This window comes from Sphingobium naphthae (genome assembly GCF_043589935.1).
In the GTDB taxonomy this organism is placed as follows: domain Bacteria; phylum Pseudomonadota; class Alphaproteobacteria; order Sphingomonadales; family Sphingomonadaceae; genus Sphingobium; species Sphingobium naphthae_A.
Genome location: NZ_CP171454.1, coordinates 1,888,531 through 1,903,464 on the forward strand (window position 1 = coordinate 1,888,531; position 14,934 = coordinate 1,903,464).

Below are 14,934 nucleotides of genomic sequence, written 5' to 3' on the forward strand. Positions count from 1 at the left end.
GGCGCACTTCGGAACGTCTTCCGCCCAGCTTCCTGCGCTTCGCTCCGTGCAGCCGGTTCCCCGCGAAGCCGTCCCTCCGTTTGCACCCCCGGTCTCGCCGACGGGCAGGGTTTCAGCGCGGCGCTTCCCGCTGCGCGGAAACCCAAGGAGTAGGAAGATGACCAAGATTGTTCAGATCGAAACCAGTGCCGCCGAGCCGGTGTCGGGCATCGAGATTTTCGTGCCCCTCAACAAGCTCAAGAAGTCGCCGAAGAATGCGCGAAAGGTGCCGCACGGCGAGGCAGCGATCGAGGCGCTGGCGGCGTCCATCCAGCACAAGGGGATGATCCAGAACCTTGTCGTGGAACCGGAGACGAAGGACGGCGTGCCGACCGGCTGCTATTTCGTCACCGCTGGCGAGGGCCGGAGGCTGGCGCAGTTGCTGCGCGCCAAGCGCAAGCAGATAAAACGGACGCAGCCCATCCGCTGCTATCTCGACACCGAGAACGACGCGGCGGAGATCAGCCTTGACGAGAATGTCACCCGGACGCCGATGCACCCCGCCGACCAGTTCGAGCGGTTCCATGAACTGTCCCGCGACAAGGGATGGGGTGCGGAGGAAATCGGTGCGCGGTTCGGCGTGTCCCCTGATGTGGTGAAGCGGCGGCTGCGTCTCGGTGCGATCAGCCCGAAGCTGATGGATGTGTATCGGCAAGACGGCCTTACGCTCGACCAACTGGCCGCGTTCACCATCACCGACGACCATGCCCGGCAGGAGCAGGTCTTCGAGAACCTGTCATGGAACAAGGAGCCGTGGATCATCCGGCGCGATCTTACCGCAAGCAATATCCCGGCGACTGACCGGCGGGCGGTGTTTATCGGGGCGGACGCCTATGTCGAGGCGGGCGGCACGATCATCCGTGACCTGTTCACCGAGGATGACGGTGGTTTCTTCGAGGATGCAGGCTTGCTCGATACGCTTGTGGTGGAGCGGTTGCGCGAGATCGCCGGGGAGGTTCTGGCCGAGGGCTGGAAATGGGGCGAGGTCAGCATCGACTTCCCCCACGGTCATGGGATGCGGCGTTATTATCCGCAGCATATCGCCCTGTCCGATAAGGACGAGGTGCGGCTGTCGGAGGCAGCGGAAGCCCATGATGCGCTGATCGAAGGCTATGACTCTTATGAGGACATGCCCGAGGCCGTGGCGGCGAAGGCGCAGGCGTTGAGCGACGAGATCGATGCGCTCTGCGCCAAGCGTTCTGCCTATGATCCTGCGGTGATCGAGCGTGGCGGCGTTTTCGTTTCGCTCGGCTCCACCGGCGAGGTGAAGATCGAGCGCGGTTATGTCCGTGCCGAGGACGAGCCGCAGCCGGAAGCGGACCCGGAGGACGACAGCGACGGCATCCGTGTGGAGGACGGCGGAGCCAACGAACACGACGAGGATGCGGACGAAGAAGTGGAATTGGGGGAGGCCGACGCGGGCAAGCCCATTTCCGACAGCCTCATTCGTGACCTCACGGCGCATCGGACGCTCGGCCTTCGTCTGGCCCTTGGCGAGCAGCCCGACATGGCGATGGTCGCGTTGACCCACGCGCTGGTGCTGGACCTGTTCTATCATGGGTTCGGCAAGTCCTGTCTCACCGTCACCGCCAAGAGCGAAGACCTCACCACCCACGCCGAGGGCATCGCGAACACCGAGGCGGGCGAGGCGCTGGCGGCGCGGCATGACCAGTGGGGCGAGCAGCTTCCGGGTGAGACGGCGGACCTGTGGTCGTTTCTCGCCGGGCTGGACGCCGAAAGCCGCACCGCATTGCTGGCGCATTGCGTGTCGCTCACCGTCAATGCGGTGAAGGTGCCGTGGGAACGTCCCGTCACCCGCATCGAGGCGGCGGACGGGCTGGCGCAGGCCATCGGGCTCGACATGACGGCGACGTGGACCGCGAACACGCGTAGCTATTTCGGGCGCGTCACCAAGGCTCATATCGCGCAGGCGGTGAGCGAGGCCATCTCCCCGGAGGCAGCGGAGCGCATCCAGCCGTTGAAGAAGGAAGCAATGGCCGACGAGGCGGAGCGGCTTGTCGCCGGAACGGGATGGTTGCCAACTGTGTTGCAAACCGTCGAGCCGGAAGCCGAAGCGCCGGAGGCCGTGGAGGTGAAGGAGGAGGATTTCGAGACGGACGCGCAGCCGTCCGAAGCGGAGGCCCCCAATACCGAAGCGCAGGACGGCGGGGATATGGTGGAGCCGTTGGAAGGCGAGCAGTCGCACTATGCGGTAGCCGCTGAATAGGTGACGGGCCGGGGCTGCTATGGCGGTCCCGGCCTTACCTTTGACGAGAGGCCGAAAAATGCGGCCGCGCCCTGACCGGGCGCGGCCGTTCCTGTTTCATAGGCGGGGTTGAATGCCTACCAAGCTCCGCGCGCTATTGTGGGGGGTAATGTGAGATGCCGCACGATTCCGTCGTTGCTGCCCATGCTGATCGTCGGCCGCTGCTTCCCGCGCCGGCTCCCGAACCACGCCTCGGCTATGCCCAACAGGTCGGTATTGATCGGGCGGCTCAGGAAATGGTCGATCAATTCCTCGCTCAGATCGGGATCAGGAAAGACCATATAGTCGCCCGTAGCCTGTAAATCGTCCAGGCTCTGCTTGTCGTCCTCAAGGCGTTTCTGGAACATCTTGCGCGGGAGCACGACATCGGGTTGGGCAATGGCGAACGACTCAGCGTAGATCGGCGCCATAAAGTCGATGACATGATCTTTCGTCTGCACCCACATATGGAAGCCATCGTTGCCCCAACTGAACTTACCGCCCTCATCCTTGCCATAGAAGATGCACTTGGGAGCATCATCGACACAGAGCGCGAATCCGCCCGCAACCGCCGTGGCGGCAATTCCGTAGTGCTTATTCAACAGATACGACCCGACGATCGAGAAGAACGTGCAACCACGTTCAACATTCCCCTCATCTTTGATGACGCCATGAATAATCTGATGGACCCGGTTATATTCGGGCATTGGCAGAACAAATTTGCTCATGGACACTCCGCAGTCACATCGGCCGAGCCTTGATTGCCTTGGATCAACCGAACAAGCCAGGCAGCAACGGCAGGGGCTCGCCGCGTGCCGCGCGGGCCGCATTACCTGCGGTGGTGACACGCCTCGAAGAGGAGACCCGGATCGGCAAAGGCGGGACCCTGGCGGCGCAGCTGTCGCGGCTCGACCTGATCGTTCTCGACGAGCTCGGTTATCTGCCGTTCGCCCGCTCGGGAGGGCAGTTGCTGTTCCACCTCATCAGCAAGCTTTATGAGCGGACCAGCGTCATCATCACCACGAACCTCGCCTTCGGCGAATGGCCGACCGTGTTCGGCGATCCCAAGATGACCACGGCGCTGCTCGACCGCGTCACCCACCACTGCGATATCGTCGAGACGGGCAACGACAGCTGGCGCTTCAAAAACCGCAGCTGACAGCCACCTTCGGCGCCTTCAAAAATCTATCTTGCGCTGCGCGCGCCTCCGGTCGGGCTACGCCCGCCCTCCGCCGCACGCAGCGCAAGGCCATCTTCAACAAACCAGCATCATATTATCTGAAAAGGGGGTCCCTCTTCGACGCCGATCGGGGGTCCCTTTTGAACGCCGTTTGACAGTGATTTGCAACCGATTTTGGGATTGTTCCCATTTTTTTTGGGACAGCGCGCCGCCTTATGTGGGGAGGTCGAGGATCGCAGGCCAGTCAGCACCCCCGGCTCTGGAAAAGATCTCGATGTAACCAAGTGCGCGGACGCCCAGGTCGCGCCGCAGGCACCATCTGCGCCAGTGCCAGTAAACGCCTGCTGGAAGTTGCGCGACGGCGTTCCCACTGGCGAGGAAGAGACATTGTTCGCCGAACTTGGTGCGCGCATTCGCGATGTCCGCGCCGGGTCCGACGGCGCACTCTACCTTCTGACTGACGAGCAGGAAGGTCGCCTGCTTCGCGTCACGCGTAACTCTGGCTCGCATAGGCTCAACTTGCCTCAAGCCCGTTGATCAACTTGCCGCCCGAACGGGCCGCTGGCCGCGATACGCGGACTTGTTTGCTGCGCTCGGTGCCACTCACAATTTACCCAGCGCGCAACCCGGCGCGATCCTTGCGGGCATCAATGTGCATAAAGCCTTTGGCTCAACCTACTTGGGCGGTCAGGAGGCAAGCTGCATCGCTTCCAGTCTTGCAACTCCCTCTTCAAGCAGCCGCTCGATTTCGTCCGAGGTCCGCCGCACGGCGAGCTTCAGCGCCTCGTCGATATGGATAGGTGCCCAACTTTCGGAAGGCGAACAGCCCGCGCCTGCAACATATAGGCAATGAAGCTTGTCAGGCAGCATCTCTGAGACGCAATGCTGCGCGCTCGGCGCCAAGCTCCAAAACTTTCGAGATTTCCGCGGAGGTGCGGCTCACAGCCAGTCGCAACGCCTCATCCACATGCACATAGCCTTGCGTTACTGTCTGCGAGGCATGGCCAAGCATCGCGGCAATCGTCAGCTCCGAAAAGCCGAGATCGCCCGCGACGCTGCCGAAGGTATGCCTCAGGGTATGGGGCGTAATTTCCTCGATCTTCGCGATGGCGCTCAAGCGGGCGAGACAAGTCGGCGCGGTCGTGATGGGACCGGTCGTTTCCGCTGAAGGGAATACGTGCGGATTCCCTTCCATCACCGGCTGCTCTTGGATCAGCTTAACTACCGCCGGTCCGATAGCCCGCGCCTGTTCATCGCCCTTGGTATCGGGGAAGGCCACATAGCCGCCCTCGGCACGCAGCCAGGAGCGCCACATCGCTTGCCCTTCCTGACGGCGGAAGCCCGTCAGCAGCAGCAGCTTGACGATGGCGATCCCAACCGGGTTCTCGCCATTACGTTCGGCCACCACCATCGCCGCGCCAAGATCTTCGATTTCGGCGATACTAAGCCGGCGCTTCTTCTTCTTGCTCGCGAGTTTGCGAGCGCCCTTCGTAGGATGCTCTGCTAACAGCCCCTTATGCTTTGCATGAGATAGAACGCTTTGCAGAGTGCCCACTACACGCGGCGCAACGCCTGCTCCGCCAGTGGCGACACCGCCGCGTCCGCCTGCACGCGGCTTCGCTGTCTTTCCCGCGATAACATCCGCCTGCATCGCCTCGACATCCGCGATCTTCAAGCGGCGGGCGACACGGTGCCCGAGTAGGGGCTTGATGTGCGTGTTGATGCGGCTCTCATCCATGTCGAGCGTTGATACCTTGATCGGCCGATTGCGCCTTCCCAGTATGCGCCCGGCTCGCGCTTCTTCTAGATACCAGTCGCACAGCTCGGTCACTGTGGGGTCTTGGCGAGACTGCGCCACTTCCTCGGCGGGATCAACACCGGCCGCGACTTCGCCGAGCTTGATCTTGGCCTGATCGCGAGCCTGCTCGACAGTCAGTATGCCATAGCGGCCGAGCTTCATTCGCCGCGTTCGATCCTCGACGTTGCGGTATTGGACGACGAAAGTTTTCGTGCCGGATGCGCCGACGCGAACACCAAAACCCCGCGTTTCACTATCCCAATGGAAGGTCTGTCCCTTCGCTGGGATGGGCAGGGCGTCAATCGCCCTCTTGGTCAGCTTGGTCATCGTTCATCCTGCTTTGCTTACGCGGATTGAGCATACTCCAAAAGTAAGCAATACGTAAGCAGAAAAAAGGCGTTTTGACGGCTACCGAAGGCCCCGCTAGCGTAGTGATAATCTATTCAAGATATTGATTATTATATGATTATAGTTCTATCTCCAAGCGTGGCGTAGGGGCATTTTGATTTTGCCAAGGTTGGGGTCGAGGGTTCGAATCCCTTCGCCCGCTCCAGTTTTTCAACGACAGAACGAATATTCCGCCTGACGCGGTAGCGAGCACCGCGCCTGGCAACGTCCGGCATGGAGGCCGCACGGGGCACCTTGCCCCGTGCAGCTCAGCGCCTTCAGCCGCTGTTGCGCAGGGCGGTGGCGATGGCGTTGATGGAGAGTTCGATGCCTTCCTTGATGCGCGGGTCCTCCTCGCCGGCGCGGTGGCGCTTGAGGAGTTCGACCTGCAGCAGGTTCAGCGGCTCGATATAGGGGAGGCGCAAGCGGATCGAGGTTTCGAGCGCGGGGTTCTTCTCCAGCAGCCGCGACTGGCCGGTGCAGTGGAGCAGGCCGTCATGCGCCGCCTGCCAGCCTTCGCGAATGCGACCGAAGATCGCCTGGGCCCCGTCCTGATCCTCGACCAGCGGCAGATAGCGCGCGGCGATGCCGAGGTCGGACTTGGCGAGCACCATCTCCATATTGGCGAGCGCGGATTTGAGGAAGGCCCAATGCTGCGCCATGTCGGCGAGCAGCGCCTTGTCCTCGAAGCCGGCGAGCGCCTGGCCCACGCCATACCAGCCGGGCAGCATCACGCGGGCCTGGGCCCAGCTGAACACCCAGGGGATGGCGCGCAGATCCTCGATCCGCGTGCTTTTCTTGCGGCTGGCGGGACGCGAGCCGATCTTGAGGCCGGCAATTTCCTGAATCGGCGTCAGCTGGCGGAAGAAATCGCGGAAGCCTTCGGTGCCGTAGACAAGGTCGCGATAGGCGGCGAAGGCGTTCTTCGACAGTTCGTCCATGGCGCCCGCGAAGCGCGCCGCGTCGCGTTCCGAAATGGATTCGGGCTCCAGGCTGGCGAGCAGCGTCGCGCTGGTCATCGCTTCCAAATTGGTCATGGCGACGTCGCGCGTGCCGAATTTGGCGGCGATGACTTCGCCCTGTTCGGTGATGCGGATGCGGCCCTGCACGCTGCCGCGCGGTTGCGCCTGGATCGCGGCAAAGGCCGAGCCGCCGCCGCGCCCGACCGCGCCGCCACGGCCGTGGAACAGCTGCATCGCCGCGCCCGCCTCCGCAAAGACCGGCTCCAGCGCCTGGCTCGCCTTGTACAGGCCCCAGGTGGAGGTGATGTAGCCGCCATCCTTGTTGCTGTCGGAATAGCCGATCATCACTTCCTGATGACCGCGCGCCTTCACCACGCCGGCAATTTCGGGCAGCCCGAAATAAGCGGACATGATCTTGGGCGCGGCCTCCAGATCGCCGATCGTTTCGAACAGCGGGATCGCCATGATCGCGGCATGGGGCGGATCGCCATTGTCCCCTGCGCGCCACAGCCCCGCTTCCTTGAGCAGGATGTTGACCTCCAGCAGGTCCGACACGCTTTGCGCCATCGAAATGATATAATGCGTGATGCATTGCGGCCCATAGCGCTGGTGCGCCTCCGCCGCGGCGTGGACGATCGCCAGTTCCGAGGCGGTTTCTTCCGAATAGGCGGAAAAGCGCGACCCGAGCGGACGGTTGTTGGCGAGTTCGCGGCGCAGCAGGGCGATGCGCGCATATTCGTCCAGCGCGAGATAATCATCCTCCACCCCCGCAACCTTGAGCAGTTCGGCCACGACCCGCTCATGCACGGCGCTGTTCTGCCGCATATCGAGCGTGGCGAGATGAAAGCCGAATGTTTCGACCGCGCGGATCAGGCGGCCGAGCGCGCCGCCGCTCGCCAGCGCGCCATTGCCCTCGCTCGCCAGCCCCTGGGCGACCACGACCAGATCGTGGCGCAGCTCCGCGGGACTGGCATAGGGTTCGCCCTTGAGACTGGAGGGCCGCGCCGGCTGCGCCCCGGTCAGGGAGACGCAGGTCGCCGCCAGGCGCGCATAGATGCCGCTGAGCGCCCGGCGGTAGGGTTCGTCCTTGCGGCTTGGCGCATCGTCGCCGCTGGCGTCGGCCAGGTCCAGCACCGCCTGGGGCACATGCGCCAATTCGGTGGAAAGCGACAGTTCGGCGCCCAGAGCATGAACACCATCGAGATAATAAGCGATCGCCGCCGCCGCGCCGCGCCTCAGTGCATATTGCAGCTGCGGCGCCTGCACGAAGGGATTGCCGTCGCGATCGCCACCGATCCAGCTGCCGACGCGCAGGAAGCTTTGCGGCCGCGCGCCCAGCACGCGTTCCCAGCGGGCATAGAGGGCCGGCAGCACGGGCAGGAAGCTGTCGCGGAAATAAGCGAGGACATTTTCGATCTCGTCGGCGACGAACAGCTTTTCCCGACGCAGCGGGCGCGTCTGCCACAGCAAGGCGATCTGGCGGAAGATCGCCTCGTCGAGATTTTCGCCGTCGGCCGTCTCCGTGCGGCCGGCATCCTTCAGATGCATGAGGTCGGCGATGCGATTCTTGTGATCGATCATGCTCTTGCGCCGCACTTCCGTGGGATGGGCGGTGAGCACCGGCACGATCAGGCTATGGGCCAGCAGCTCCAGCACGGCGTCGCGATCGACGCCTTGCGATTCGAGTCGCTTCACCGCGGAGGCGACGTCCGCGCCTGGTTCGGCGGCGACGCCCTGCCGGTCCTCGGCCAGATTGGCGAGCATCGAAAAAAGCATGAAGCCGCGGGTGAAGTTGAGTGTGTCGTCGAGGCTAAGCGCATCAAGGCCCGTGTCGGTCAGGTCCGCGCCCTGCACGCCCCGGGCCCGATCGACCGAGGCCGAGCGGATATATTCGGTCTGCTGGTAGAGCTTCTCCCCGCCATAAGCGCGAATGACATCCCCCAGCAGCCGCCCAAGATAGCGGATGTCGGGGTTCTGCGTGATCGCAGGGGCGGCTTGCGGTTCTTGGCTCTCCATAAGCGGGATGCTGCACTGCGGCATGATGATCGTCAAGGCGGATGCGCGCTTATTCGAAGGCGCGGCGGTCAGTCCGCCTGACGGCGCAGAAACGCGATGATGTCGGCGCGGTCGAGCGGGTCGCTGACGCCGGGATAGAACATCTTGGTTCCGGGCACGACTCGCTGCGGCCGCGCGATCCACGCGTCGAGCGTGGGCGCATCCCACCGCCCTCCCGCATTGGCAAGCGCAGCCGTATAGCTGTAGCGCGCGCTCTGCTGCGCCATCGGACGGCCATAGACGCCATAGAGATTGGGACCGCCCATGTCGGGCGCTCCCCTGGTCGCCTTGTGACAGCCGGCGCAAGCGGCGAATTTTCGCGCGCCCGCATCCGCGTCCGCAACCCTGAGCAAGGCGCCGAGAGAAGGATTAGGACCGGCAGCCTTCAGCCGCTCTTCCCGCCTGTCATCGCTGCATCCCGCCAGCGCCATCATCATCGCCAGCGCGGTCGTCAGTGCTTGCAGTCGCATGGCGCGCTCTCCTTCCGCCTTCACAATTAGCGCGCCGATCGCGTGCGCGACAGCGGACGGATTGTCCGCTTGCGATGATCCGCTTCCATCGGGTCGAGCCCCTTGCGCTCCCGACCCCCGCGCGCCAAAAGCGCCGCGTGACCGCCAGCATCAGCATAGGAACCGATCATCACGGCAAGGACGTGCTGGTCGACGTGGAGGAATTGCTCGCCACTCGGCTGCTCGTCCAGGGCAATTCGGGGTCGGGCAAGTCGCACCTTTTGCGCCGGCTGCTGGAGGAAAGCGCCGCGATGGTGCAGCAGGTGGTGATCGACCCGGAGGGCGACTTCGTCACGCTGGCGGACGAATATGGCCATGTGGTGATCGATGCGGGCGACTATAATGAGCGCGAGATCGTCACCATGGCGACGCGCATCCGCGAACATCGCGCATCGGTCGTGCTGAGCCTCGATTCGCTGGAACTGGAAGCGCAGATGAAATGCGCCGCCACATTCCTGTCGACCCTGTTCGATGCGCCGCGCGATCACTGGTATCCCGCGCTGGTGGTGGTGGACGAAGCGCAGATGTTCGCGCCGGTGGCTGCAGGCGACGTGTCGGACGAGGCGCGCCGCCTTTCGCTGGCGGCGATGACCAACCTCATGTGCCGGGGGCGCAAGCGCGGCCTGGCCGGGGTCATCGCGACGCAGCGCCTCGCCAAGCTGGCCAAGAATGTCGCGGCCGAAGCCTCCAACTTCCTGATGGGGCGCACCTTCCTGGACATCGATATGGCGCGCGCGGCCGACCTGCTGGGCATGGAGCGGCGGCAGGCCGAGCAGATTCGCGACCTGGAGCGCGGCCGCTTCCTGGGCCTGGGCCCCGCCATCGCCCGCCGCCCCGTCAACGTGAAGATCGGTGCGGTCAGGACCGGCACGCGCGGCGGCGCGCACAAGCTGATGCCGCCGCCCGTCGCCGCGTCCGAGGACTTCCAGGAACTGCTCTTCGCGCGAGTGGAGGAGGAGGCGCTGCCTGCGCCGCCGCCGCGCGCCGAGCCCCCGCCCCGCCCCGCCGAGGAGATCATGCGCGCGCTCGCCGATGCGCCGCAGGCCAAGCCCGCCGCGCCCGAACTCGACTTTGGCGAGAATGAGCCGGTGGTGATCGCCGTGCTGGAGGAGATCGTCGCCGACCTGGGCGATGCGGCGCCGGGGGTCGCGAGCCTCTACCAGGATTTCGGCGTCCGCTGCCGGATGAAGGGGCTGAAGAAATCGCCGCTCGACCTGCCTGCCTTTCGCAAGCGCTTCGCCATGGCGCAGGCGGGGATGGCCGATGCCGACGACCCACGCTGGCAGGATGCGATCCGTGCGGCAGAGCCCGTGCCCGAGGACATGCTGGCGCCCTTCCTGCTGATCGCGCGGGCGGCGATCGATGGGCGGCCCTGCCCCGACGACGGCGCGCTCGCCCGCGCCTATGGCACCAGCTCGCCCGGCCGCGTGCGACGGCTGATCGACTATATGGAGAAGCTCGGCGTCATCGTCGCGCGCACGGATTTTTCGGGTAAGCGCTCGATCGGACTGCCGGGGCTGGGCCTGTCGACGGCGGCGGCGGAAGGATGAGCATGCCGGCGGTCCTGCTCGTGTGCCTCGGCAATATCTGCCGGTCGCCGCTGGCGGAGGCGGCGTTGCGTGCGGCGGCCGAACAGGCCGGCGTCGACATGGCTGTTGATTCGGCCGGCACCGGCGACTGGCATGTGGGCAGCGCGCCCGATCCGCGCGCGCAGGCGGTGGCGCTGCGCCACGGCATCGATATCGCCGGCTATCGCGGACGCCAGGTGCAGGCGGAGGATTTTCACCGCTTCACGCATATATTCGCGCTGGACAGCGATAATCTGCGCCAGCTGCGTCGCATGCGTCCGGCCGATGGCGCCGCGCATCTCGGCCTGCTGATGGACATGGTGCCGGGCCGCGCGGGCAGCAGCGTCGCTGACCCTTATTATGGCGATGACGCCGGGTTCGACCGGACATGGGACGATGTCACCCGCGCGGCCGAGGCCATCGTCGCGCATTTATCGCCGTGATGACGTCGGCAACGGCCTGCGCCGCCGCAGGCGGTCAGAGCGTCACGCCGCGCTTCCAGATGGCGATGTCGCGCTCGCCATTGCGTTCGTTTTGCGCCGGTTCGCCCGAGGCAATGGCGCAGATGCGCGTCATCAGCGCATCGGCGGCGGCATCCAGCCCATCGTTCAGCACCTGCGCTGCATCGAAGTCGATCCAGGCGGGCTTGCGCGCGGCAAGATCATGGTTGGTGGCGAGCTTGAGCGTCGGCACCGGGCTGCCGAGCGGCGTGCCCCGGCCGGTGGAGAAGAGCGTGATGGCCGCCCCCGCCGCGGCCAGCGCCGTGGTGGATACAGCATCATTGCCGGGCGCTTCGAGCAGCGACAGGCCGGGGCGCCGCAGCCGTTCGCCATAGCCGAGCACGTCCATGAGCGGGGCATGGCCGCCCTTCTGCACCGCGCCCAGCGACTTCTCCTCCAGCGTGGTGATGCCGCCCGCGACATTGCCGGGGCTGGGATTTTCGGAAATCGGCTCGCCATGGTCGATGAAATAGCGTTTGAAGCGGTTCACCAGCGCCACGAGATCATCGAAGACCTGCCGGTTTGCCGCGCGCTGCATCAACAGCCGTTCGGCGCCGAAGATTTCGGGTATCTCGGTCAGGATCGCCTGCCCGCCGGCGGCCGTCACCATGTCGGCGATACGTCCGATCAGCGGATTGGCGGTCAGGCCCGACAGGCCGTCTGACCCGCCACATTTGAGGCCGACGCGCAGGGCTTCGAGCCCGACCTCCTCGCGCTGGTCCTGCGCGGCGATCGCGACCAGTTCGTCGATCGCCTGCGCCGCCGCATCATATTCGTCCGCGCTCATCTGCGCGCCCACCGTGCGGATGCGGTCGCGCCGCGCCTGCGGCACCCGCTCCAGCAGCGCCGCCAGCTGATTCTCCTCGCAGCCCAGGCCCATCAGCAGCACGCCGCCCGCATTGGGGCTGCTCGCCAGCGCCGCCAGCAGCCGCGCCGTGCCGTCGAGATCATCGCCCAGTTGCGAGCAGCCCAGCGGATGCGGGAAGGCGACCACATCATCCACCTGCCCGCCATGGCGCGCGGCCGCCCGCTGCGCCACGCGCTCGGCGGTGCGGGCCACGCAGCCGACGGTCGGGATGACCCAGATCTCGTTGCGCGTGCCCACCGATCCATCGCCACGCCGATACCCGCGGAAGCGCCAGTCGCCGGGCGCGCGCTGCGGCCGCGGCGCGACCGGCGTATAGTCATAGGGTTCCTCGGCGCGCAAATTGGTGACGAGATTATGGCTGTGGACATGATCGCCCGCGCCAATGTCGCGCGTTGCCGTGCCGATCGGCCAGCCATAGCGATGGACGGGTGCGCCGGCCCTGATCGACCGCACCGCCACCTTGTGCCCGCGCGCGATCGGTTCCGCGATCGTGAGCACCGCGCCGGCGACCTCGATCCTCTCCCCGGCCTCCAGCGCGCGCAGGGCGACCGCTACCGCGTCATCGGGCGCGATCCGCACGACATCGGGCGAGGTGGAGCGAACGAGAGTATCGGGAGCATGATCCATGCATCCGAAATATCATCTGTGCCACCGCCAGCACAAGACTGTCGCGGATGTGCGACGTTGACAAGACGGCGTGCCGTCCAAACCGGGCATGAAGACGACAAGCGCGACGAGCGAAGGGTAGAAGGATATGCCAAGGACGAGGCGACGTCCGCGAAGGCTTAATCCTCGCGCATCACATTTCCGGATCATGGGAAATGGTGACCCCTACGGGAATCGAACCCGTGTTTCAGCCGTGAAAGGGCCGCGTCCTAACCGCTAGACGAAGGGGCCGTCCGGCAGCGCCGCCGGGGCAGCGCTGCGAAGCGAGGGCGCAATTAGGCGGGGACGGGAAAAGGGTCAACCCCTAAACGCCAAGAAAATTGCAATGCCGCTCAATCCGCCCAGGCCGCATCCTCCAGATGCAGTTCGGCCGCCGGGCGGCTGCCCCAATGGTCGATCTTCGCCCGCCCCGCGACCCACAGGCGACGGTCGCGCGGTGCGCCGAGGATCGCCTGCCCCAGTTCGGTTTCGGCGCGGCGGAAGGCGATGGTCTTGATCGAGCGGCCATCCTCCCCGCCCATGATGGCGCGCAGATGGCCGTTGCCCACGACGTCCGCCTTGATGACGCGCATCGGCCCCGCCGCGATCAGCGGCGCCGGCCAACCCGCGCCATAGGGCCCCCCCTGGTCGAGCGCGGCGACGAAATCGGGATTGACGCCGGTCGGCGCGAGCACCGCGTCGATCAGCAGCGCCCGGTCATCGCGGGCCTTGGCCACCGCAGCCGACAGTCGATCGTCAAGATAATCGGCCAGCGCGTCCACCCGATCCGCCGCGACCGTCAATCCCGCCGCCATCGCATGGCCGCCACCCGCCACCAAGAGGCCGCTATCCTTCGCCGCCAGCACCGCCGCGCCCAGATCGACGCCGGAAATAGACCGGCCCGACCCCTTGCCGACGCCAGCTTCATCGAGCGCGATCACGATCGCCGGCCGCCCGGCCTTTTCCTTGATGCGTCCGGCGACGATGCCGATGACGCCTGGGTGCCAGCCAGCGCCCGCGATCACCGCTACGGCGCGATTGCCCTGGCGCTCAAGCAGGGCTTCCGCCTGTTCCTGCACCGTCGATTCGATGGCGCGCCGTTCCTCATTATACTGGTCCAGCTGCGCCGCGATCCGGGCGGCTTCGGCCGGGTCCTCCGTCGTCAGCAGCCGCACGCCCAGATCGGCCTGCCCAACGCGGCCGCCAGCATTGATGCGCGGACCGAGCGCGAAGCCCAGATCATGGCAGAGCGGCGCGCGCGTCAGCCGGCTGGCGTCGATCAGCGCGGACAGGCCGATATTGCGCCGTTTGGCCATCACCTTGAGCCCCTGGGCGACGAAGGCCCGGTTGAGCCCTTTCAGCTGCGCCACATCCGCGACCGTGCCCAGCGCCACAATGTCGAGCAATTCCATGAGCGCCGGCTCGGCGCGTTGCGCGAAATAGCCGCGCGCGCGCAACGTCCGCACCAGCGCCGCGCCGAGCAGGAAGGCGACGCCCACCGCGGCGAGATGGCCATGACAGGCCGCATCCTCATGCTCGTCCAGACGATTGGGGTTCACCAGCGCGAACGCCTTGGGCAGCTGGGTCGCGCATTTATGATGGTCGACCACGACCACATCGACGCCGGTCGCCTTCGCCATGGCGAGGGCCTCGAACGCCTGCGCACCGCAATCGACGGTGACGATAAGGCTCGCCCCCTCCCCCGCCAGGCGCACCAGCGCTTCGCCCGAGGGGCCATAGCCTTCCATCAGCCGATCGGGGATATAGGGGCGGGCCTGAAGCCCCAGGTCGCGCAGCAGCCGGATCAGCAGCGCGGCACTGGTCGCGCCATCAACGTCATAATCGCCGAAAATGCGCACGTCCTCCTGCCGCTGCACCGCATCCGCCAGCCGCTCCGCCGCCGCGTCCATATCGCGGAACAGGCTGGGGTCGGGCATGAAGCCGCGGATAGTGGGGTTGCGGTGCGCCTCCAGCGCATCGCGCGCGCACCCCCGCGCGAGCAGCAATTGCGTCACCAGATCATCGGGCAAATAGGCAGGATCGCGGGCGTCCGCTCCGGCACCGCGCCAGCGCCACGGCTGACCGGAAATCGACCGGGAGATATTGAGCGCAAATGTCATGCAACAGCTCTAGCCGACGCCGATTCGGGACGCCAGAGTCATGCGGGAAATCCCGGAA

The 14,934-nt window shown here is 65.6% G+C and carries 11 protein-coding genes, 1 tRNA gene and 1 pseudogene; 5 read left to right on the top strand and 8 right to left on the bottom strand.

The window, feature by feature from the left end:
- Window positions 1-157 precede the first annotated feature (157 nt).
- Complete coding sequence (locus ACGGKE_RS09310; RefSeq protein ID WP_066859801.1) at window positions 158-2,266, top strand: ParB/Srx family N-terminal domain-containing protein; 2,109 nt, start codon at window positions 158-160, stop codon at window positions 2,264-2,266.
- Window positions 2,267-2,382: 116 nt separating this feature from the next.
- Here the strand turns inward: ACGGKE_RS09310 and ACGGKE_RS09315 are convergent, their stop codons facing one another.
- On the bottom strand, window positions 2,383-3,012 hold the full coding sequence (locus ACGGKE_RS09315) for a DUF2026 family protein (protein WP_324261628.1): 630 nt from the start codon (window positions 3,010-3,012) through the stop codon (window positions 2,383-2,385).
- A gap of 110 nt (window positions 3,013-3,122) precedes the next feature.
- On the opposite strand from ACGGKE_RS09315, the pseudogene ACGGKE_RS09320 reads away from it, so the two are divergent.
- Both ACGGKE_RS09320 and ACGGKE_RS09325 read left to right on the top strand, forming a co-directional pair.
- Window positions 3,123-3,443 (top strand): annotated as a pseudogene (locus tag ACGGKE_RS09320) (ATP-binding protein); the annotation flags it as partial.
- A 348-nt stretch (window positions 3,444-3,791) separates the two neighbouring features.
- On the top strand, window positions 3,792-4,001 hold the full coding sequence (locus tag ACGGKE_RS09325; RefSeq protein WP_370638089.1) for a PQQ-dependent sugar dehydrogenase: 210 nt from the start codon (window positions 3,792-3,794) through the stop codon (window positions 3,999-4,001).
- Window positions 4,002-4,151: 150 nt separating this feature from the next.
- On the opposite strand, the gene ACGGKE_RS09330 is transcribed toward ACGGKE_RS09325, so the two are convergent.
- From ACGGKE_RS09330 to ACGGKE_RS09345, 4 genes are all read right to left on the bottom strand, one after another.
- Window positions 4,152-4,334 carry a hypothetical protein gene (locus tag ACGGKE_RS09330; RefSeq protein WP_037487100.1) on the bottom strand — a complete coding sequence of 61 codons (183 nt, stop codon included), beginning with the start codon at window positions 4,332-4,334 and terminating at the stop codon, window positions 4,152-4,154.
- Window positions 4,324-5,589: an integrase family protein gene (locus tag ACGGKE_RS09335; RefSeq protein ID WP_037487098.1), complete on the bottom strand. Its 1,266-nt coding sequence runs from the start codon at window positions 5,587-5,589 to the stop codon at window positions 4,324-4,326. The genes ACGGKE_RS09330 and ACGGKE_RS09335 overlap by 11 nt, the downstream gene beginning before the upstream one ends.
- A 338-nt stretch (window positions 5,590-5,927) precedes the next feature.
- Window positions 5,928-8,627, bottom strand: coding sequence for a phosphoenolpyruvate carboxylase (gene ppc / locus ACGGKE_RS09340; RefSeq protein WP_394437255.1), 2,700 nt, complete (start codon window positions 8,625-8,627; stop codon window positions 5,928-5,930).
- A 68-nt stretch (window positions 8,628-8,695) separates the two neighbouring features.
- Complete coding sequence (locus ACGGKE_RS09345) at window positions 8,696-9,136, bottom strand: c-type cytochrome (RefSeq protein WP_394437257.1); 441 nt, start codon at window positions 9,134-9,136, stop codon at window positions 8,696-8,698.
- Between the two features lie 137 nt (window positions 9,137-9,273).
- Here ACGGKE_RS09345 and ACGGKE_RS09350 point away from each other — a divergent pair, with 137 nt between their 5' ends.
- Both ACGGKE_RS09350 and ACGGKE_RS09355 read left to right on the top strand, forming a co-directional pair.
- Window positions 9,274-10,725 (top strand): helicase HerA domain-containing protein, encoded by a 1,452-nt coding sequence (locus tag ACGGKE_RS09350; protein ID WP_394437259.1) that lies wholly within the window; start codon window positions 9,274-9,276, stop codon window positions 10,723-10,725.
- A gap of 2 nt (window positions 10,726-10,727) precedes the next feature.
- Window positions 10,728-11,186, top strand: coding sequence for a low molecular weight protein-tyrosine-phosphatase (locus tag ACGGKE_RS09355; protein ID WP_394437261.1), 459 nt, complete (start codon window positions 10,728-10,730; stop codon window positions 11,184-11,186).
- A 34-nt stretch (window positions 11,187-11,220) separates the two neighbouring features.
- On the opposite strand, the gene ACGGKE_RS09360 is transcribed toward ACGGKE_RS09355, so the two are convergent.
- From ACGGKE_RS09360 to recJ, 3 genes are all read right to left on the bottom strand, one after another.
- Window positions 11,221-12,738 carry a UxaA family hydrolase gene (locus ACGGKE_RS09360; RefSeq protein WP_394437263.1) on the bottom strand — a complete coding sequence of 506 codons (1,518 nt, stop codon included), beginning with the start codon at window positions 12,736-12,738 and terminating at the stop codon, window positions 11,221-11,223.
- 195 nt (window positions 12,739-12,933) lie between these two features.
- A tRNA-Glu gene (locus ACGGKE_RS09365) sits at window positions 12,934-13,008 on the bottom strand.
- A gap of 101 nt (window positions 13,009-13,109) precedes the next feature.
- Window positions 13,110-14,876, bottom strand: coding sequence for a single-stranded-DNA-specific exonuclease RecJ (gene recJ / locus ACGGKE_RS09370; protein ID WP_394437265.1), 1,767 nt, complete (start codon window positions 14,874-14,876; stop codon window positions 13,110-13,112).
- Window positions 14,877-14,934: the final 58 nt, after the last annotated feature.

Excerpts from the sequence above, each read along its gene's own strand:
- ACGGKE_RS09310 (WP_066859801.1), top strand. The coding sequence starts at position 158 with ATGACCAAGATTGTTCAGATCGAAACCAGTGCCGCCGAGCCGGTGTCG.
- ACGGKE_RS09315 (WP_324261628.1), bottom strand. The coding sequence starts at position 3,012 with ATGAGCAAATTTGTTCTGCCAATGCCCGAATATAACCGGGTCCATCAG.
- ACGGKE_RS09330 (WP_037487100.1), bottom strand. The coding sequence starts at position 4,334 with ATGCTGCCTGACAAGCTTCATTGCCTATATGTTGCAGGCGCGGGCTGT.
- ACGGKE_RS09335 (WP_037487098.1), bottom strand. The coding sequence starts at position 5,589 with ATGACCAAGCTGACCAAGAGGGCGATTGACGCCCTGCCCATCCCAGCG.
- ppc (WP_394437255.1), bottom strand. The coding sequence starts at position 8,627 with ATGGAGAGCCAAGAACCGCAAGCCGCCCCTGCGATCACGCAGAACCCC.
- ACGGKE_RS09345 (WP_394437257.1), bottom strand. The coding sequence starts at position 9,136 with ATGCGACTGCAAGCACTGACGACCGCGCTGGCGATGATGATGGCGCTG.
- ACGGKE_RS09355 (WP_394437261.1), top strand. The coding sequence starts at position 10,728 with ATGCCGGCGGTCCTGCTCGTGTGCCTCGGCAATATCTGCCGGTCGCCG.
- ACGGKE_RS09360 (WP_394437263.1), bottom strand. The coding sequence starts at position 12,738 with ATGGATCATGCTCCCGATACTCTCGTTCGCTCCACCTCGCCCGATGTC.
- recJ (WP_394437265.1), bottom strand. The coding sequence starts at position 14,876 with ATGACATTTGCGCTCAATATCTCCCGGTCGATTTCCGGTCAGCCGTGG.